General features: G+C 72.9%; 16 protein-coding genes. 2 read left to right on the forward strand and 14 right to left on the reverse strand.

Translation table 11 applies throughout. The features are described from left to right. The first annotated feature begins 138 nt into the window (after positions 1 to 138). Positions 139 to 3,462 carry a S8 family serine peptidase gene (locus ABZW17_RS22125; protein WP_354817058.1) on the forward strand — a complete coding sequence of 1,108 codons (3,324 nt, stop codon included), beginning with the start codon at positions 139 to 141 and terminating at the stop codon, positions 3,460 to 3,462. Here the strand turns inward: ABZW17_RS22125 and ABZW17_RS22130 are convergent. From ABZW17_RS22130 to ABZW17_RS22150, 5 genes are read right to left on the reverse strand one after another with little or no spacing between them, the layout of a single operon-like run. Next, positions 3,437 to 4,000 carry a hypothetical protein gene (locus ABZW17_RS22130; RefSeq protein WP_354817061.1) on the reverse strand — a complete coding sequence of 188 codons (564 nt, stop codon included), beginning with the start codon at positions 3,998 to 4,000 and terminating at the stop codon, positions 3,437 to 3,439. The genes ABZW17_RS22125 and ABZW17_RS22130 overlap by 26 nt on opposite strands. 18 nt (positions 4,001 to 4,018) lie before the next feature. Next, a complete protein-coding gene (locus tag ABZW17_RS22135; RefSeq protein ID WP_354817064.1) occupies positions 4,019 to 4,180 on the reverse strand; it encodes a hypothetical protein in 162 nt (53 codons plus the stop codon). After that, complete coding sequence (locus ABZW17_RS22140; RefSeq protein WP_354817067.1) at positions 4,177 to 4,743, reverse strand: hypothetical protein; 567 nt, start codon at positions 4,741 to 4,743, stop codon at positions 4,177 to 4,179. The genes ABZW17_RS22135 and ABZW17_RS22140 overlap by 4 nt, the downstream gene beginning before the upstream one ends. Continuing rightward, entirely contained in the window at positions 4,709 to 5,230 is a 522-nt protein-coding gene (locus tag ABZW17_RS22145) for a hypothetical protein (RefSeq protein WP_354817070.1), read from the reverse strand. Before ABZW17_RS22145 ends, ABZW17_RS22140 begins: the two co-directional genes overlap by 35 nt. Then, positions 5,227 to 5,907, reverse strand: coding sequence for a hypothetical protein (locus tag ABZW17_RS22150; RefSeq protein ID WP_354817073.1), 681 nt, complete (start codon positions 5,905 to 5,907; stop codon positions 5,227 to 5,229). Before ABZW17_RS22150 ends, ABZW17_RS22145 begins: the two co-directional genes overlap by 4 nt. Positions 5,908 to 6,040: 133 nt before the next feature. Here ABZW17_RS22150 and ABZW17_RS22155 point away from each other — a divergent pair, with 133 nt between their 5' ends. Continuing rightward, a complete protein-coding gene (locus ABZW17_RS22155) occupies positions 6,041 to 6,565 on the forward strand; it encodes a MauE/DoxX family redox-associated membrane protein (protein ID WP_354817076.1) in 525 nt (174 codons plus the stop codon). 86 nt (positions 6,566 to 6,651) lie between these two features. Here the strand turns inward: ABZW17_RS22155 and ABZW17_RS22160 are convergent, their stop codons facing one another. From ABZW17_RS22160 to ABZW17_RS22200, 9 genes are read right to left on the reverse strand one after another with little or no spacing between them, the layout of a single operon-like run. Continuing rightward, the gene (locus ABZW17_RS22160; RefSeq protein ID WP_354817079.1) at positions 6,652 to 7,887 is read right to left on the reverse strand and encodes an MFS transporter; all 1,236 of its coding nucleotides are present in this window, start codon (positions 7,885 to 7,887) and stop codon (positions 6,652 to 6,654) included. 9 nt (positions 7,888 to 7,896) lie between these two features. After that, the gene (locus tag ABZW17_RS22165) at positions 7,897 to 9,108 is read right to left on the reverse strand and encodes an ATP-grasp domain-containing protein (protein WP_354817082.1); all 1,212 of its coding nucleotides are present in this window, start codon (positions 9,106 to 9,108) and stop codon (positions 7,897 to 7,899) included. Positions 9,109 to 9,124: 16 nt separating this feature from the next. Beyond that, complete coding sequence (locus tag ABZW17_RS22170) at positions 9,125 to 10,096, reverse strand: cupin-like domain-containing protein (RefSeq protein WP_354817085.1); 972 nt, start codon at positions 10,094 to 10,096, stop codon at positions 9,125 to 9,127. 21 nt (positions 10,097 to 10,117) lie between these two features. After that, positions 10,118 to 10,819: a hypothetical protein gene (locus ABZW17_RS22175; protein WP_354817088.1), complete on the reverse strand. Its 702-nt coding sequence runs from the start codon at positions 10,817 to 10,819 to the stop codon at positions 10,118 to 10,120. Positions 10,820 to 10,831: 12 nt separating this feature from the next. Next, complete coding sequence (locus ABZW17_RS22180; protein WP_354817091.1) at positions 10,832 to 11,422, reverse strand: GNAT family protein; 591 nt, start codon at positions 11,420 to 11,422, stop codon at positions 10,832 to 10,834. Further along, positions 11,419 to 13,005, reverse strand: coding sequence for an AMP-binding protein (locus ABZW17_RS22185; RefSeq protein WP_354817094.1), 1,587 nt, complete (start codon positions 13,003 to 13,005; stop codon positions 11,419 to 11,421). Before ABZW17_RS22185 ends, ABZW17_RS22180 begins: the two co-directional genes overlap by 4 nt. Beyond that, positions 12,998 to 15,010: a class I tRNA ligase family protein gene (locus ABZW17_RS22190; protein ID WP_354817097.1), complete on the reverse strand. Its 2,013-nt coding sequence runs from the start codon at positions 15,008 to 15,010 to the stop codon at positions 12,998 to 13,000. Before ABZW17_RS22190 ends, ABZW17_RS22185 begins: the two co-directional genes overlap by 8 nt. Continuing rightward, positions 15,007 to 16,062: an FAD-binding oxidoreductase gene (locus ABZW17_RS22195; RefSeq protein WP_354817100.1), complete on the reverse strand. Its 1,056-nt coding sequence runs from the start codon at positions 16,060 to 16,062 to the stop codon at positions 15,007 to 15,009. The genes ABZW17_RS22190 and ABZW17_RS22195 overlap by 4 nt, the downstream gene beginning before the upstream one ends. Then, positions 16,059 to 17,384 carry a SidA/IucD/PvdA family monooxygenase gene (locus ABZW17_RS22200; protein ID WP_354817103.1) on the reverse strand — a complete coding sequence of 442 codons (1,326 nt, stop codon included), beginning with the start codon at positions 17,382 to 17,384 and terminating at the stop codon, positions 16,059 to 16,061. The genes ABZW17_RS22195 and ABZW17_RS22200 overlap by 4 nt, the downstream gene beginning before the upstream one ends. Between the last annotated feature and the right edge of the window lie 180 nt (positions 17,385 to 17,564).

A 17,564-nucleotide genomic window follows, 5' to 3' on the forward strand; every position in this document is an offset into this window, starting at 1 on the left:
ACCCGGGTGATTCGCGATTCCGGACGCCGGAAACAAGCGTCGGCGGCGTGTAACGTACCGCGCGGTCGAAAGCGCCGGCGACAACTGGGGCATTGTGCGGTTCGGCAATGGGAAACGAGCTCGGCGGAGGGGTCTGACATGCGTCGCGAACCGAAGGCGATGGCGGCCGTCGTGGTGGCCGCCCTGGTGGTGGTTTCGCCGCCGGCCGTGGCAAAACCGGGGGCGACGCCCGTGGGACCCGGCTCGGCCGCGCAAACGGTCACGCTGATCACCGGCGACCGCGTGCGGGTCCTGCCGGAGTCCCCCGGCGGCGGCGCGGTCGTGGTCGAACCGGCCCCGGGCCGCGAGCGGATCGGATTCGTCCGCGAGACCCGTACCGGCACGAAGACCGGGGACATCTCCGTGGTGCCCTCGGACGCGCTGCCGCTGGTGGCCGCCGGCCGGCTGGACCCGCGGCTGTTCGACGTCTCCGAGCTGCTGAAGCAGCACCTCGCCGATTCCTCGCCGGCCCTCCCGCTGATCGTGACGCGCCCGGCGGCCGCGGCCGCACCGGAACCGGCGGCCGCCACGACGGTCCGCGACCTGCCGAGCGTGCACGGCACCGCCCTGCGCCAGGACCGGCGCCGCGGCACGGAGTTCTGGCGGTGGCTGACGGCCGGGACCGGCTCGTCGCTGCGGGCCGGGATCGACCGGGTGTGGCTGGACGGCCTGGCCCACCCCGCCCTCGACGTCAGCGTCCCGCAGATCGGCGGCCCGGTCGCCTGGCAGGCGGGTTACACGGGCCGCGGCGTGACGGTCGGGCTGCTCGACACCGGCGTCCAGGCCGGGCACCCGGACCTGGCCGGCAAGGTCGTGGCGGCGAAGGACTTCACCGGCACCCGGCCCGACGCGAGCGACGACCTCGGGCACGGCACGCACGTCGCCGGGATCATCGCCGGCACCGGGGCCGCGTCCGGCGGCCGCTACCGCGGGGTCGCCCCGGACGCGCAGCTGATCAGCGGCAAGGTGTGCGTCGCCTACGGCTGCCCCGAATCCGCGGTGATCGCCGGCCTGGAGTGGATCGCGCCCCAGGTGCGCGTGGTCAACCTGAGCCTCGGCGGCGACGCGACCGACGGCACCGATCCGGTGTCCCAGGCGGTCAACGCGCTCACCGGCCGGTACGGGACGCTGTTCGTCGCGCCGGCGGGCAACGACCGGTCGAACGACCTGCCCGAACCGGGCCCGGTGGTCGCGCCCGCGGCCGCCGACGCGGCGCTGGCCGTCGGCAGCGTCTCCGCCCAGGACACCACCAGCGCGTTCTCCAACCGCGGGTTCCGGCTGGGCGACCACGCGATCAAGCCCGACATCGCCGCACCCGGCGAGGGGATCGTTTCGGCCCGGGCCGCGGGCACCCGCGACGGCGACACCGCGCCGGTCGGCGACAGCTACGCCCGGTTGACCGGGACGTCGATGGCGGCCCCGCACGTCGCCGGCTCGGCGGCGCTGCTGGTGCAGCAGCACCCGGACTGGCTCGCCGGCCGGCTCAAGGCGACCCTCACGAGCACCGCGAAACCCACCGCCCGCGTCGACGAGCAGGGCGCCGGCCGCGTCGACGTGGGCCGCGCGGTGACGCAGCAGGTCACCGCCACGACCGGTAGCCTCGGCTACGGCTTCCTCGCCTGGCCCCGCACCCAGGCCGTCACGAAGACCGTGACCTACCGCAACGACGGCGACACCGCCGTCACGCTGGCCCTCTCCACCACCGCCACCGGACCGGACGGCGCTCCGGCGCAGCTGTTCACGCCGTCGGCGGCGTCGGTGGCCGTGGCCGCCCACAGCAGTGCCGACGTCGGCGTCACCCTCCGCGCGGACGCGGCCGGGGCCGGGCAGTACGGCGGCCGGCTGACCGCGACGGCACCCGGGATCGCCGTGCAGACCGCACTGGGCGCGGTGCTCGAGGGCGAGAGCTACGACGTGTCCGTCCGGATGATCGGCCGGGACGGGAAGTTCACCGCGGGGGTGGCCACGCTGGTCGACACCGCAACCGGCGCCGCCTTCGGCGTCCGCCCGTTCGGCCCGGACGGCACGGCCGTGGTGCGCGTCCCCAAGGGCCGGTACGACCTCAACGCGTTCGACGTCTCCGGCGACCCGGCGGGCCAGACCCGGCCGGCGGCGGTCACAGCGTTCTCGCGGCCGTCCGAGCCGGTGACCGGCGAGGTCTCGTTCACCCTGGACGCGCGCGCGGGCAAGCCGGTGCGCGCGGTGGTCGACCGCCCGGACGCGCGGCTGCAGGGCGGCGAACTCGGCCTGGTCTCGGGGAACCCGGCCGCGACCCGCACCAGCACGCTGGCCTGGACCATCCAGCCGGGCACCGAGCTCTACGCGGTCGGCTCCGGACGGCAGATCACCGACCACACCTACGCGCTGTACTTCCGGGCCACGCTGGCCGCCCAGCCGCCCGGGGCCGACCCGAACGGCTACGTCTACCGGCTCGCGCTGCTGGAGCGCGGGCGCGTGCCGGCCGACCCGGTGTTCCGGGTGCGCGACCGCGACCTCGCGGTGGTCGACGCGCGCTACCACACGCAGGGTGCACCGGCCCAGAGCCTGCGCCTGGACGCCGTCACCTTCGGGTTCCCCGGCGCCTACAGCGGAACCTACGAGATCGCGCCGCAGGCGCTGCCGAGCCGGCGCACCGAGTACTACACGCCCGGGCTGCGCTGGCAGCACGTCGTGGCGGTGTACCCGGACCCGCTGACCGACGCGGAGAACAACTACTCGTACCGGACCTACCGCCCCGGCCCGGAGCACGCGGGGTGGAACCGGGCCCCGGTCGGTCCCGCCTTCGGGGCGCCGCAGGACGGCTGGGGCGTGACCCGCGCCGGGAACCAGCTCGTGTACGCGATCCCGCTCGTGTCGGGCAGCGACCCGCAGCAGTACACCTCGCCGCCGGGCGGCCTCACCGGCACCGCCACGCTGTCCCGGGACGGGGTTCCGCTCGGCACCACCGAAAACCCGGCCGTCGGGGCGTTCCCCATCCCGGACGGTGCCGGCACCTACACGCTGCACTCGGCCGGCACCCGCAGTGTGCCGTGGTCGGTGGTCGGCACGCAGGTGGACGTCGTGTGGACGTTCCGCGAGCCGGGCCTGACGGCCCCGGCGGTCCCGTTGCCGCTGCTGGTGGTGCGCGCCGAGGGTGCGGTCGACGACCAGAGCCGGGCCCCGGCGGGCCGGCCGTTCGTGCTGGCGCTGACCGCCCAGCGCCAGCCGGGCGCGCCCGAGTTCCGGCTGGCGGACCTGCGGGTCGAGACGTCCGCCGACGACGGCGTGACGTGGACACCGGCCCCGACCGCGCGCATCGGGAACGGCGGGCTGGCCGTGGTGCGCAACCCGACGGGGTTCGTGTCGCTGCGGATCACCGCCCGCGACACCGAAGGCAATGCGCTGACGCAGACGGTGATCAGGGCGTACCAGACCACGCCGTGACGGCGATCGCGGCGAGCGGGACGAGGAAGGCGGCCCCGGTCAGGACCTTCAGCGTCCGGCCGTGGGCCCGCCATTGCGCGTCCCAGCCGTTTTCGCTGTCGTAGCGCAGGTTCGCCGTCGTCATCAGCGCCCGGCCGAGGCCGAATCCGGCGCCCGCGCACAGGGCGGCGGGCACGGAGGCGGTGAGGGCGACGGCGGCCGCGGCGGCGTACGGCAGGCCGCTGGGCAGGTAGGTGCGCGCGCCGGTGCCCATCTCGAACCCGAACTGCAGCGGCCCGAGGTGCCGGCCGAGCCGGAACACCGTGTCCGGCACCAGGCGCCGGTTTTCCGGCAGCTTGAACGACCACACCCCGGTTTCCCGCAGCAGCACGGCACCCAGGACCACGGCCACCAAGACCCAGCGGACGACCGGGGGCAGGGGTGCGCGCAGCAGCGAACCGGCCACGATCAGGACGATCGCGGTCAGGGCGCCGCCGCCGAGGAGTCCCGCGGCGAACGCGAGTACCGGTGTGCCTCGCCAGACCGGCGAGCTCAGCACGAAGGCCGAGTTCCGGCTTCAACTGGAGCCGCTGGTGGCGAACCCGGCGGCCGCGCACATCACCAGCCACGCGCTGGGCAGCAGCCACGAGCCGAGCGCGCTCGTCACGCCGGCGGCGAGCACGAGCCCGGTGGCGACGGTCAGCGGGTGCCACCGGCGCCGCGCGGGTGCGTGCGTCAAAGAGCGGCCCGGCAGATCGTCAGGTACGTCTGGCCGGTGTACCCGCCGCCCCAGAAGGTGGAGAAGCCGTCGGAGCAGCGGTAGACCTTCTGGTCCGGCGTCGTCCAGCGCCAGGCGTTCTTCCCGACGAACTGGCCGCAGGTGTTGGCCACCGGCTGGTGGTCGACCTGGATGCCGTTCTCGTTGTAGGTGCCGTACTTGTGCCAGCCCGCGTCGCAGTAGGTGCTGCCCCGCCAGAACCCGCCGAAGCAGGCGGCGTAGGCGTTGACGTAGGCGCCGCTGGTGTCGGGCAGCTCCGGGTAGCCGGTGGGGTAGGCGTCCCGGCAGTCGTTGCGGTCGTAGCCCGGCATGCCGTACGGGCTGGACTCGGCGTCCGCCCGCCGGATGCGGGACAGGCCGGTCCAGTCCAGCGCCGTGGCCCCGATCGTGAGCGCGCCGAGCGCCACCGCGCGCAGGAACGCCCGCCGCGTGCCGCCGGTCTTGAGCTTCCGGCCCGCACGGGTGTCCGCGGCGCCGGGCTCGGGCCGGTCAAGGTCGGGAATGCGCGCCGACACCAGCGTCACCGGAATCGCCTCCTGCCGTCGGGCCGGTCCAGCCGGCCAGGGTGGTGTCCACTTCGCCGGCCCGCACGGGCAGCACCAGCCGGCGGACGCGCCCGGTGCCGTCGAGCAGCATCAGCACCGGCGGCGAGAGGTGGGAGATCGAACGCCACGCTTCGCCGTCGCTGACCACCGGCAGCCCGCCGGCCAGGTCCGTCCACGTTTCGAGCGGTTCGTGGGTCAGCAGTGTCGCGTCCGCCCCGAGCCGGGCCAGCCGCTCGACGACGGTCAGGCACAGCGGGCAGCCGGAGTCGACCGCGGCGACGATCCGGTCGCCGCCGGCGAACCGGTCGCCCAGCTCCAGATCCGGGGGTGCGGCGGTGAACCCGTCCGCGGTCCGGGTGACCGTCCCGCGCAGCAGCCGGACCTCGCGCAGGACGGCCGCCAGGCCGAAGAACAGCAGGATGATCGCCGCCCAGGTGATGACGCTGAACGCGAGCGACGGCGTCATCCGCGGTCCCAGGCGACGCCGATGTCGTCGAGCCAGTCGAGCCGGTCCTGCTCGGTCTTGACCGGTGTGTCGGCGAGGTGCACTTCGGCCACGCCCGCGGGGCAGCCGAGGACGAACGAGCGCGCGTGCCCGGCCTTCCAGACCTCGCCGTGTTTCGTGGGGGCACCCGCGTGCCGGGGGAGCAGGGCCGCCGCGTGCCGCGGGGCGGGAATCGAGAGGGAACCGTGGTCGCGCACCACGACGACCAGGTGTTCGTTGGCCGAGTCCAGCAGCGTCGCCGCACGGGGGACCACGGTCATGCCGTCGACGTGGTCTTCGATCCGCAGCGAGCCGAACAGCGACAGCACGCGTTCGCGGTGCGGGGCCGGTCCGGCGTACACGGTCATCAGCTCGTGGTAGGTCCCGATCAGCGTGGCCAGCGACGTCTGCCCGTCGCGGGCCTCGGCGACGACGACCTCCCGGCCGTGCACGACCAGCCGCTCCCGCGTCTGCGCCGGGGCGACGTGGGTGCAGGCGAAGTCGTGGTAGCCGCGCGGCCCGATCTGGAACCCGGTGCCGAACGAGCCGCCGACGAAGCGGACCCCGGCCACGACGTGCGAAACGGGAGCGGCGGCGGGGAGGTCGACGGTGACCCGGTCACCCCCGGGCGCCACCAGCCGCAACCGTTGTGTCGCCATGGGACCTCCGTTTCCGCCGAATCCGCCCGGTGAGACTAACCGACGGATTCGGCGGTCGCCACGATCGTTTCGGAACGGTTTCGAGATTGGTCCGATCGGGGACGGTACTTTTGTCGGTGAATACATTGGGTGTATGCGGGATTTCTGGCCGGCGGTAATGACCGCCCTGACGGCGGCGGGGGCGATTCTTCTGATCACCGCCGGCGTGGCCCACGCGGCCCGGCCGGCGGAGCACCGGGCCGTGGTGCGCGTCCATCGCCTGTTCCCGCCGAACCGGGTGCCGCTCGTGGCGGCGGCGACTACGGGCGCGGAGATCCTGGTGGGCCTGAGCATGCTGTTGTTCCTGGTCACGGCGTCGGCGGTGGTGCTGCCGGCGGTCACGCAAGCGGGCCTTTACGGCGTTTTCGCCGGCTATGCGGCCGTGTTGCGGACGCGCCGGGCGGGCGTGCCGTGCGGGTGTTTCGGCGCCGAAAAGGTGTCGTGGGCGGTGGTGTCCCGGGCGGCCGTGCTCGCGGTGGGCAGTGCCGGGTACGGGGTGTTCGGCCCGTATCCGGATCGCTGGTCGTGCGTGTCGGCCGGGGTCGTTCTGGCAATGGCGCACCACCTGATCCCGGCCTGGCGCGGAATCGCCGTGGGAAAACCGGGCCGCCGGGGTTGATTATTTTCTTTCGGCAATTCCTCGCGGTGAAGGCAACGGGAGCCTCGGGCACCGTGGTCACAGCGGCGTCATCACACCGTTCCCGGCTACGTGAGCGAGCTCAGCGCGGTCGACGACCGGTGCAGCCGGTGGGTCACCGCCGCGAACACCACCGCAAGACCCGCGGCCGCCAGCCAGAAGAGCGTGCCGTGGCCCTTGTCGGTCAGCCAGCGCTGGGCCGCGACGCCGGAACCGCTGCCCAGCGCCTCGCCCAGGGCCGTGCTGATCGCGAAGATGCTGTAGCCCACCGCGCGGTTCTGCTCGCCGATCACCCGCACGATCACCACGTCACCGCTGGGCATGAACAGCATCTCCGACACCGTGAACAGCACCACGAACGCGATCGCGCCGCCGAAACCGGGCACCGCGTACACCGCCGCGAACGCCACCGCGAACAGCAGGTACGCCGCCACGACCGTGGTCAGGTGCCGTCCCTTCAGCCAGCGGCCGGCGAGGCGGGTGACGACGAGCTGGAGCGCGACCACCATCAGCGCGTTCACCGTGTACAGCGAGCCGAGGGCCGCGGGCTCGTGCAGGTTCTCCGACACGTACAGCGCCAGCGCGTTGAACAACTGCCCGTACATGATCCAGAAGAAGAAGTTCACCACGAAGAACGCGCGCAGGCCCGGCCGGCGCAGGACCGTCAGGTACAGCCCGAGCGACCACGCCCGGGTCACGCGCTCGGCGTCCGGGAAGCGGGCGCGGTTGGCGAACGTCACCACCCCGGCCAGCACGTAGAGCGCCGCCACGGCCAGCAGCACGTCGCCGTGGTGCTTGCGCTCCACGAAGAACAATGCCACCGGCGCCGACGTGGCTGCCGCGATGTTGATGCTGACGCTGATCAGGGCGAACAGCCGGGACCGGTTCTCCAGCCGGTCCGAGACCGCCGCACCCAGGGTCTTCAGGCCCAGTGCGTTGATCGAGATCCCGACGCCGGCGAACCCGAGGCACAGCACCGTCATCGGCATCCCGGTGGCGAAGCGCAGGCCGGTGAACCCGGCGCCGGCCAGCACGCAGCCGATCAGCACCGACACCGTCGTCGGGAGCCGGCCCAGCCACGGCGCCAGCGGGATGTTGGCCACCTTGTTGGTCAGGGCGAACACCATGACGAGCGCGGCGATCTGCCCCGCGTCGAACGACGCCGCGCTCAGCGCGACCGCCAAAGTGGACAGCAGGCCGTAGTAGCCCAGGTAGCTCAGCAGGTAGTGGGTGATGATCAGCCCGGTCGCCCGGCGGGTGTACCGGCGGTCCGCGGACTCGGACGTCGTGCTCGCACCCCGCATCGGAACCCCCTAATCCGCCGTCGGCCCCAGTGGTTCCCCCTTGACCTCGACCAGGTCCCGCGCGGACTCGGCGCGGCCGGCCGCCTGCCCGGTGTCCTCGCCGGTGGCCAGCACGTACCCCTGGCGGTGGTACGACGACACCAGCAGGCCCAGCTCCCGGCCCGCCGCCAGGTCGCACTCCACCCGCACCACACCGGGCGCCCGTTCGGCCTCCGGCACCCCGGAGACGTCCAGCACGCGCAGGTTCTCGTACCCGAAGAAGCGGATCGCCGCCGCCGGGGCGACCGGGGTGCGCGACGGCGGCACCACCCCGGCCAGGGCGGCGATCGTCTCGGCCATCATGTCGACGCCGGTGACCAGTTCGCACATCTCCCAGATCTGGTCGCCGCCGACCCGGGTCTGGGACTCGATCAGCTTCGGCCCCGTGGGCGTCAGCCGGATCTCGGTGTGCGCCGGCCCGGTGCGCTGGCCGACCAGGTCGAGGAACGCGGTGACCAGGTCCGCGACCCGGCGCCGGTCGGCGGCGCCGAGCCGGGCCGGCATCTGGTGGCCGAGCTCGACGAACCGCGGCAGCGGGGTCGTCACCTTCTCGGTGATCATCACGATCTCGTGCGCGCCCTCGACCGACAGCGACTCCACGCTGAATTCGGGGCCGCTCAGGAACTCCTCGGCGAGGACCGGGCCGGGCCGCGCGGCCCGGCTGCGTTCCCACCGCTGCGCGAGCACCGCCTCGCTTTCGACGATGAACACGCCCTCGCTGAGGCCGCCGTCGTGCGGCTTCACCACGATCGGCTCGCCGCCCGCGGCCGCCAGGAACTCACGCGCGTCCTCGAGGGTCGTGCACACCCGGTGCCGCACCGGGCTCAGCCGGTGCTCGTCGAGCAGCGCCCGGGTCTTCCCCTTGTCCCGGGTGACCCGGACGGCGGCCAGGTTGTTCCCGGGGATGCCCAGGTCGATGGCGCAGTGGGAGGTGTTCTCCAGGCCGTACTCGGTGAAGGTCACCACCGCGTCGAACGGGTCCAGCCGGTGCCAGGCCCGGCACACCGCCAGCAGTTCGCCGAGGTTCTCGTAGTCCAGCACGGCGTACCGCTCGGCGCTGGTGTACTGGCGCTCGTCGACCCACCCGGGGAGCTGGACCATGGAGTACCGCAACCCCAGTTTCTCCACCTTGTCCACAGTGGAGTTGCGGCCCCCGATGGCCAGGACGTGCTTCCGCCGCATCGATGTCCTTCCCGGGCTAGGGGCGCAGCCGCGCCAGGTCGAGGCCCATCCGCCTGGCCCACGCGCGGTTGCGCGTGATGAGGATCGGGGTGAGCTCCGGGTGGGTCTTCTCGACCTCGTCGTAGTTGAGCAGCAGGGCCAGCAGCTCGTTCATCCGCTGGCGCACGTGCAGCCGCAGGTTCCGTTCGTCGAGGCACTTGCGGCCGAGGCCCACCGAATCGGTGCGCAGCTCGATCCGGTGGTACCAGTTGGCCGGCAGGTACAGGACGTCGCCGGGTTCGAGGTCGAACCGGTGCAGTTCGGTTTCCGGGGCCGCCACCAGCGCCGCGAAGTCCGGCGCGCCGTCCGGGCCGGTGCGCAGCTGCGCTTCCGGCCCCATGACGTACCAGCGTTTGGTGCCGACGAGCTGGACGTGCATCACGTCCACCAGGTACGAGTCCTGGTGCGTGCGGGTGATGCCGCCGCGCTGCCCGACCCACAGCTGGTGGTTCGTGGCCGCCTCGGCGCCGTAGAGGTTGCGCCGGAAGTCGTACTGCGCGATCTCCAGTTCGGGCAGCTCGGCCGCCAGCTGCGGCGCGTTGTCCTGGTAGTACCACTCCTGCAGGTGCAGCGGCTCGGCGTCCGGGTCGGCCTTCAGCAGATCGGCGTTCGCCTTGAGCCGCCGGACGAACTCCGCGATCGTGACGCGGCGGGGTGGCGTCCCGCGGACGCTGTCCATGGTGACTTCGGCGTCACCGCTGCGTTCGGCGAGGTAGTCCAGCGACCAGGTTCGCACCGCCGTCCAGTCCGCGGCGAACCCCTTCAGCAGCACGGGCCGCGACCGCTCGCGGTACTCCCGGTCGAACTCCGCCTTCGACAAGCCCGTCCGGGCCGGCAGGCTCGGCGCCTCGCGGACGGCGTCCGCCAGCGGCCCGGTCCGGAAGCCGTTCTCGACGACGTCGATGCTGTCCTGGTCGTGCCGCCGGAGCACGTTCTCCTCGATCACCACGATGATCCCCTCCTTCGGACGTCAGCGGCCGGCCCGGTCGACGAACCGCACCAGCGCGTCCAGCACCCGGGCCCTGTCCACCGGCCGATCGGGCAGCCAGCGGTGCACGAAGTGGTCGCCGTCGAGCCAGATCACCTCGACCGAGCGGGCCTTGCGCGCGTTGTCCACGTAGCCGCCGACGATCGCCGGCGGCGCCACCTGGTCGTGCTCCCCGGCGACGATCAGCAGGTCGCCCTCGAACTCACCGATACCCGCGAACGCGGGGGAGCCGGGGTGGTTGCCCGCCCGGGCCCGGCCTTCGTCGAACGGCAGGTCTTCGGCCCCGGCGGGGTAGGCGGCGGGGGCGAACATCGCGATCCCCCGCGGGCGCACCTCGGGAACGACCCAGGCGGCCAGGTGCGCGCCCATGCTCCCGCCGATCAGCAGCGGCCGCTCGCCGGGATCCAGCTGGGCCACGGCCGCGAGCGTCTCCACCCGGCGGCGGGCCAGGCTGGACTCCTCCAGCACCCCGGTGCTGTCGCCGTTGCCGGAGTACTCGAAGGTCAGCGAGCCGTGCCCGTGTTCGGCCAGCACGTCCAGCAGGTACCGGACGGTGTGCCGGCTCGCGGTGGCGCCCAGCCCGTGCAGGTGCGCGATGCTCGGCCGGCCGCCGCGCCCGGCGTGGACCAGCGTGCCCGCCAGCTTCTGGTCGCCGGCGTCGAAGAACAGTTCCTCGGTTTCCAATGTCCCCCCCCGTCAGTGCCCGGTGGCCACGAGCCGCTCCCGCACCGCCGGCCATTCGGCGCGCAGGATGCTGTAGTAGACGACGTCACGCCGCCGGCCACCGGGCATGTAGTTGAAGCTGCGCAGCACGCCCTCTTCCTGCGCGCCCAGCTTGGCGAGCGCCGTGCGCGCGGGCGTGTTCAGCACGTCGGTCTTGAACTCGACGCGCTCGCAGCCGAGCTCGCCGAAGGCGTGGTCGAGCAGGGCGAGCTTCGCGGCCCGGTTCACCCCGGTGCGGCGAGCCACGGCGGCCAGCCACGACCAGCCGATCTCCACCCGCCGCTCCGCTTCGGCCAGGTTCCCGTACGCCGAGCTGCCGACGACCCGGCCGGTGCCGCGGTCGACGATCGCGAAGACGATCCGCGCGCCGCGCAGCGTGTCCGCGACGGCGGTCTCGAGAAAGTCGTCGAGCTCGTCGGCGCTGCTGATCCGGGCCACGAAGTACCGCCAGATCTCCTCCTCGAAGGCGATCCGTTCGAACGCGGCGCGGTCGGTGAGCCGCACGCGGCGCAGTTCGACCCGGTCGTTCACCAGCACGACGTCCTTCAGCTTCGCCCAGCTCACGACGACCTCCCCGTTTCGATCGGTGCTGCGCTGCCCGCGACGACCAGCACCGGGTCGTCCGGCTCCGGGGCCGGCTCGCGGTAGACCGCGTCCAGTTCCTTCGCGAAACGCTCGTGGACGTCCCGGCGCCGCAGCTTCAGCTGCCTGGTCAGCAACCCGTTGTCCATCGAGAACGGCTCCGGGGCCACCACGATCGCGTGGACGCGCTCCTCGGTGGGCACGTCCCGGTTGCCCTCGGCGACGAACCGGCGGATCGACTCGTGGTCGGCGTCCGGCGACGCGGGGGAGACGACGACCGACAGGTGGCTGCGGTCGGTGCCGTACAGCGCGCACTGGTGGATGTCCGGGTGCCCGCGCAGCCGTTCCTCGATCTTCGACACGAACACCGTGCGCCCGGTGGTCAGCGAGAAGTAGTCGTCGATCCGGCCGCGCAGGTACAGGAAGCCGTCCTCGTCCAGGTGCCCGAGGTCGGCCGTCTTCACCTCGCCGGTGGGCAGGAAGGTCTGCTCGTTGACCCCGGGCGCCGCCCAGGTGTAGCGGGTGTTGACCGGGTGGCGGCTGCCGAAGATGAGCGCGCCGTTCTCGGCGAACCGGACCGTCTTGCCCGGCAGCAGCCGGCCGACGCTGCCGAGGCGGAACGCGCCGGGGTGGTTCTTCGCCACGATGCACACCTCGGTGAGGCCGTAGCCCTCGTACAGCGGCACCCCGCAGTCGTGGAAGAAGTCCAGCAGCACCCGCCGGGCCGGGGCCGAGCCGGTCCACAGGTAGCGGATCCGCCCGCCGAGCCGCTCCTGGACGAGTTCCCGCCGCCGGTCGACGTCGGGGATCGGGCCCGCGGCCTCGAGCCGGGCCATCAGGTCCTCGTAGAAACCGGGCACGCCCATGACGACCGTCGGGCGCGCGAGCGGCGCGACGTCGAGGGCCTCGTCGTAGGTGGTCATCGTGATGTCGTGGCCGTGCACCAGCGCCGAATAGGGCCAGTAGCGCTGCTGCAGGAACCACATGCCCATGAACGACAGCAGGTTGTCGCCGTCGGTGTGGTGGAACATCTCCTGCACGGCGGCCATGTCGCTGTTGATGCTCGCCACCGTCGCTTCGAGGCCCTTCGGCGCGCCGGTGCTGCCGGAGGTGAACTTGATGGTGCAGATGTCGGCCGGGTCGTAGCCCGGGTGGGGCGGCAGCGGCTCGCCGTCCGGCTCGGCCGCCCAGCCGGCGACCTCGTCCATGGTGTGCACGGCACCGGCCGCCTCCTCGGCGAACACCAGCGCCAGGTCGAAGGCCGCGCCGACCTGCGCGGGGTCGAACCGGTCGGCTTCGAACCCGGCGGTCACCGCACCGAGCTTGAGCACGGCCAGGTCCAGCAGCAGCCATTCGATCCGGTTGCGGGAGACGATCCCGACCCGGCTGCCCCGCCCGATCCCGAGCGCCCGCAGCCGCCGGGCCACGGCGGTCGCCCGAGCGTCGAATTCGGCCAGCGTCAGCGACCGCAGCCGCCCGCGTTCGGTGTAGTGGATGTGGTGCCGGGTGTCCTGGCAGGACTTGCCGGCGAGGGTGTTGACGACGTCGGTTTCGAAGTCAGGCATGGGCGGCCTCCGCTGCGCCACGGGACGAAAGGAATACCGGCGGGAAGAATTCGGCGGTGAGGTCGATCGGGGTGCCCGGCGCGACGAGCTCGACCGTGGTCGGCCACTGCGTCACCGGTGCCGGGCCGAGGGCCGCGGCCAGCCGGGCCGCGAAGCGCGGCATGATCGGCGCGGCGCAACTTGCGAGCAGCCTGGCCGCGGCCAGTTCCAGGGCGATCGTGGTGCGCGTCTCGGCCCGCCACGCGTCGACCTCCGCGACCGCGTGCTCCTTGGCGGCGAACCGTGTGACGTCCTCGACGACGCCGGCCAGCTCCGCGCTCGCGTCGTTGAGGGAAAACCCGTCGTGGCCCAGCGCGGCGGTGATCGCGGCGAGCCGGGTGCCGAGGCGGCCGAGGAACGCGGTGTGCTCCGGCGTCCACACCCCGGCGTCCGGGGCCGTGCCGCCGTGCCTTCGCCGCACCCGTTCGCCGAGTTCGTGCAGCCAGCGCTGCCAGGAACCGATGAGCGTGTCCCGCAGCACGGCGTCGTAGCGCTCCGGCTCGAAGCTGGTCCGGCGGCCTTCGGGCCGGGTGCGGGCGAGGTGGAAGCGCAGCCCGTCGACGGTATCGGGGGACAGGACGTCCTTGCCCCAGATCGCGTGCCCGCGGCTGGTGGAGAACTTTTCTCCGCCCAGCAGCGAGAACTCGTTGACGTGGTAGTCGATGTCCGGGTGCCAGCCCGGGAAGGCGAGCTTGTACAGCACCGGGTAGAGCAGCGAGTGGTAGAAGCTGTTGTCGTAGCCGAAGAAGTGCACGATCTTCCAGTCCTGCTCCGGCGCGTCCGCCCGCCAGGACCGGCCGAGGCGGCGGCCCAGCGCCTCGATGTCGTGCAGGAAGCCGTAGGCCATCTCCGGCCAGACCCAGATCACCTGACCGTCCGCGCCCGGCTCGGCCGGCGGCACGCCCCAGCGCGCGGGCTGCGTGACCGGCAGGTCGAGCCGGTCCCGGGCGAACACCCGGTGGGCGAGTTCCCGCAGCCGGGCCGGCACCCGCCCGAGGTTGTGGTGGGCGAGCACCTCCTTGCGGAACTCGTGCAGCGGCAGGCAGAAGCGGGCGATCGTGGCGTGGCCGGCCGGTTCGCCGGTCCGGCGCGCGCGGGGGCCGACGAGGTCGGCGCAGACGTTCGGCTCGCCGCAGTCCTCGCAGATGTTGCCGTTCGTACCCCGCCCACACCCGGGACAGCCGCCGGACACAACGACCTCGTACAGGTACTCGCCCGTCTCCGCGTCGACCAGCGCGGGGACGTCCTCGAGCCGCACCGAGCCGGACGCGACCAGCCGTGAGAAGAAGGCCCGCAGGCCGTCCCGGTAGCCCGGGGCGGTGTCGGTCGCGGTGTACTGGTCGGGCTCGACGTCCATCAGCGCGAGCGTCGCGGCGATTTCGGCGGAGAAGCGCGCCGCGGTTTCCGCCGGTTCCCGCCCGTCGCGGGCGGCCCGGTCGACGACGTAGCTCTGGTAGTCGTCGCTGCCGGTCAGGTGCCAGGCGTCGACGCCGGTGAGCCGCTGGAACCGGACGAACACGTCCGCCCCGAGGTACGGGCCGGACAGGTGCCCCAGGTGCAGGTCGCCGTTCGGGGTCGGCGGCGTCGAGAAGACGAAGACCGGGCGCTCGTCGAACCGGCGGCGCCGGGCCGCGCCGGCCGCGGCCAATGCCTCGGCGGGATCCCGCCAGTACAGGTCGAAGAAGACCAGGTCCACGTCGCCGGTGTTCTCGATGACGTGCGTCTCGAACGGCGTGAACCGGGCCACCGCCCCGGGCTGCACGGGGGTGCGCCGGCCGTCGGTGACGACGTTCCCGGTGCCGCTGACGATGACGAAGACCTCGACCTCGTCGTGCTGGTGCGGGTCGCTGTGGCCGCCGGGCTCGACCCGGCCCCAGCCGGCGCCGGGACCGAAGCCGGCCACTGAAGACATTTCGATGCCGAACGCGGCGGACAGTTCGGCCGGGCTGAACTGGGTGATGATCACGCGGGGATCCTTTGCGCCGGTCCACTGGGGATCAGGTCGGCCGCTTCGGCGGCGATGGCGGGGGCGAGCCGGTAGCCGGAGCCGTTCGCGGCCCCGGCGAACACGATGCGGGCGTCACCGCCGAGCGTGCGCACCACCGGTTCGCGGTGCGGGCTGTAGGCGTCGCAGAACACCCGGCCGCCGGTGACCGCCCCGGCCAGCTCCGGCGCGCACGCGCCGAGGGCTTCCCGGCCCTCGGCCAGCGCCGTCCCCGTCAGGCCGTCGCCCAGCGCGTCGGGCCGGACGCCCCACTGCCGGCTGGTGAAGCTGAACAGCCAGTGCCCCCGGTGCGCCAGCGGCAGCAGGAACGCGTCCGGGTCGTGGAACACGAGCACCTGGTCGTCCGGGCCGGGCACCCGGTCGACGTGCAGCGCGACGACCAGCTTCACCCGCAGCTCCAGCGGCTCGGTCAGGGACCGCCACGCGGGGGCGTGCACCCACGGCCCCGGAGCCAGCACGACGGCGGCCGCGGTGAGCGACTCGCCGGTGCCCAGCCGCAGCGTGATCTCCCGGGCACCGCGCTCGATCCCGGTGACCGCGGTCCCTTCACGGAACCGGATGTGCGCCCGCGACTTCCGGGCCAGGGCCGCCGTGAGCGCGCCGACGTCGGCGTAGTGACACCCGTCGCCGGTCCAGATCCCGCCCGCGGCCGCAACCGGCAGCGTGCCCGGCACCTCGCGCACCGGCGTCAGGTGGGCGCGGTCGAGGTAGGCGCGGGCCACGCCGGCCGCGTCTTCGGACAGCACGCACATCCCGAGCGGGTGGATCGGCAGCGCGGGGTCCTCGGCCTTCAGCCGCTCGTAGCGGTCCTGGCCGGCCGCGGCCATGGCCCGGACGCGCCGCGTCGCGCCGCGCGGGAAGTGCAGGCCGGCCGACCACCGGCTGGCCCCCGAGCCGACCAGGCCCCGCTCGAGCACCGTGACCGGCCGACCCGGCGCCCGTGCGGCGAGTTCACGCGCGGCGAGGCACCCGATGATCCCGCCCCCGACGACGGCCACATCGACGTCGGTCATCCCAGCACGACCTTCGCCGCGTCGGTCGGGCCGAGCTTGGGCGACCATTCGATGAAGGAGGGCAGCTGCTCGTCGCTGCGGAGCCCGCGCAGCCGGTCGGCGACCCGCCGGCTGCGCCACGCGACCAGGCTCAGGTTGCGGTCCGGAAGGCCGCGCTGCTGCGGGGCGGCGCCGTGCAGGAAGATGTCGTGCCCGGCCGGGCCGTCCCAGCGCGCGGCGAACTGGCCGTCGATCCGGAACTCCTCGCCCTCCCGCTCGATGCGGTGGGCGATCGGGGCGAGGAAGTCCATCGGGGCCGGGCGGAACCCGGTCGCCCAGACGACGACGTCGGCGTCCAGCTGCCCCGCGGCGCCGGGGTGGTTGCCGTTGGCCACCCGGACGGCCCAGTCGTCGTGTCCGGCCCGCGCGACGCCGACGACCTCCCGGTTGGGGTAGAGGGCGACCAGGTCCGGGGCGCCGTCGATGAACCGCAGCGTGTAGACGCGCCGGTAGATCTCCCGCAGCGTCGCCTCGGAGATGCCGTCGCTGGTCAGGACGTGCCGCGCGGTGAACTCCTCGCGCGTGGCCCGGTCCAGGGTGACGAAGTAGTCGGAGTGGCTCGGCGTGTAGAAGTCGTTGGTGAACGGCGAGTCGTCGATCGGGAAGTAGTTGGCCCGCCGCGTCACCCAGGACGCGCGGCGGGGCCGCTTCCCGGCCGGCCGGGAAATGAGGTCGAGGAACGCTTCCGCGCCGGACTGGCCGCCGCCGACGACGCAGACCCGCTTTCCGCCGACGTCCGTGGCCCGTTCCACGAAATCGCTGACGTGGAACTGCCGGTCGCCCAGGAAACGCTCGGCGACGGCCGGCACCCACGGCACGCTGCCGACTCCGACCGACACGTTGTCCGCGGTGACCGTGCGGCGCGAGGTCCGCACGACGAAGACGTCGTCGAAATCGACCGAAAGCACCTTTTCCCCGTAGGCGATGTTCTCGTTCTGGTCACTGACCCACTTCAGGTAGTTGCGGAACTCCTGCCGCGGCACGGCGTCGAACTGCGCGTTGATGAAGTGGTAGATCCGGCCCTGCGCGTGCAGGTAGGCGAAGAAGGAGAACTTGTTCGCCGGGTCGGCCAGGCTCACCAGATCCTTGAGGACGGAGACCTGCAGCGTCGTGCCCGGCAGCTGCTGGCCGTCGTGCCAGCCGAAGGAGGTGCGCTGGTCGACGAAGAGGTTCGTGACGTCCGGGTGACCGTGGAGCAGCGCGGCGAGGCTCAGGTTCGCCGGCCCCACCCCGACGCCGAGGCAGGTGAAGTGCGTTCGCGCGGTGTGTGCGGAGGTAGTCAACGGACGCCCGATCAGGCGACGGAAATTGCCGGGCCGGAATCGGATGATTTTTCCGGCACGCCGAAAACGCACATTTGGTCCCCCCGAATACTGTGCAGCTCAGAACCCTCCGAACCCGAGGGTAGACCTGCCGGTGGCCGGGTTGCAAGGTGCATTTCCGGCCGCAGCCGATTCAATTGA

This window comes from Amycolatopsis sp. NPDC004625, assembly GCF_040609695.1.
In the GTDB taxonomy this organism is placed as follows: Bacteria; Actinomycetota; Actinomycetes; order Mycobacteriales; family Pseudonocardiaceae; genus Amycolatopsis.

What these genes read in the sequence shown, in the direction of transcription:
- ABZW17_RS22125 (WP_354817058.1), top strand. Translation starts at nt 139, where the DNA reads ATGCGTCGCGAACCGAAGGCGATGGCGGCCGTCGTGGTGGCCGCCCTG.
- ABZW17_RS22145 (WP_354817070.1), bottom strand. Translation starts at nt 5,230, where the DNA reads ATGACGCCGTCGCTCGCGTTCAGCGTCATCACCTGGGCGGCGATCATC.
- ABZW17_RS22150 (WP_354817073.1), bottom strand. Translation starts at nt 5,907, where the DNA reads ATGGCGACACAACGGTTGCGGCTGGTGGCGCCCGGGGGTGACCGGGTC.
- ABZW17_RS22155 (WP_354817076.1), top strand. Translation starts at nt 6,041, where the DNA reads ATGCGGGATTTCTGGCCGGCGGTAATGACCGCCCTGACGGCGGCGGGG.
- ABZW17_RS22160 (WP_354817079.1), bottom strand. Translation starts at nt 7,887, where the DNA reads ATGCGGGGTGCGAGCACGACGTCCGAGTCCGCGGACCGCCGGTACACC.
- ABZW17_RS22165 (WP_354817082.1), bottom strand. Translation starts at nt 9,108, where the DNA reads ATGCGGCGGAAGCACGTCCTGGCCATCGGGGGCCGCAACTCCACTGTG.
- ABZW17_RS22185 (WP_354817094.1), bottom strand. Translation starts at nt 13,005, where the DNA reads ATGCCTGACTTCGAAACCGACGTCGTCAACACCCTCGCCGGCAAGTCC.
- ABZW17_RS22195 (WP_354817100.1), bottom strand. Translation starts at nt 16,062, where the DNA reads ATGACCGACGTCGATGTGGCCGTCGTCGGGGGCGGGATCATCGGGTGC.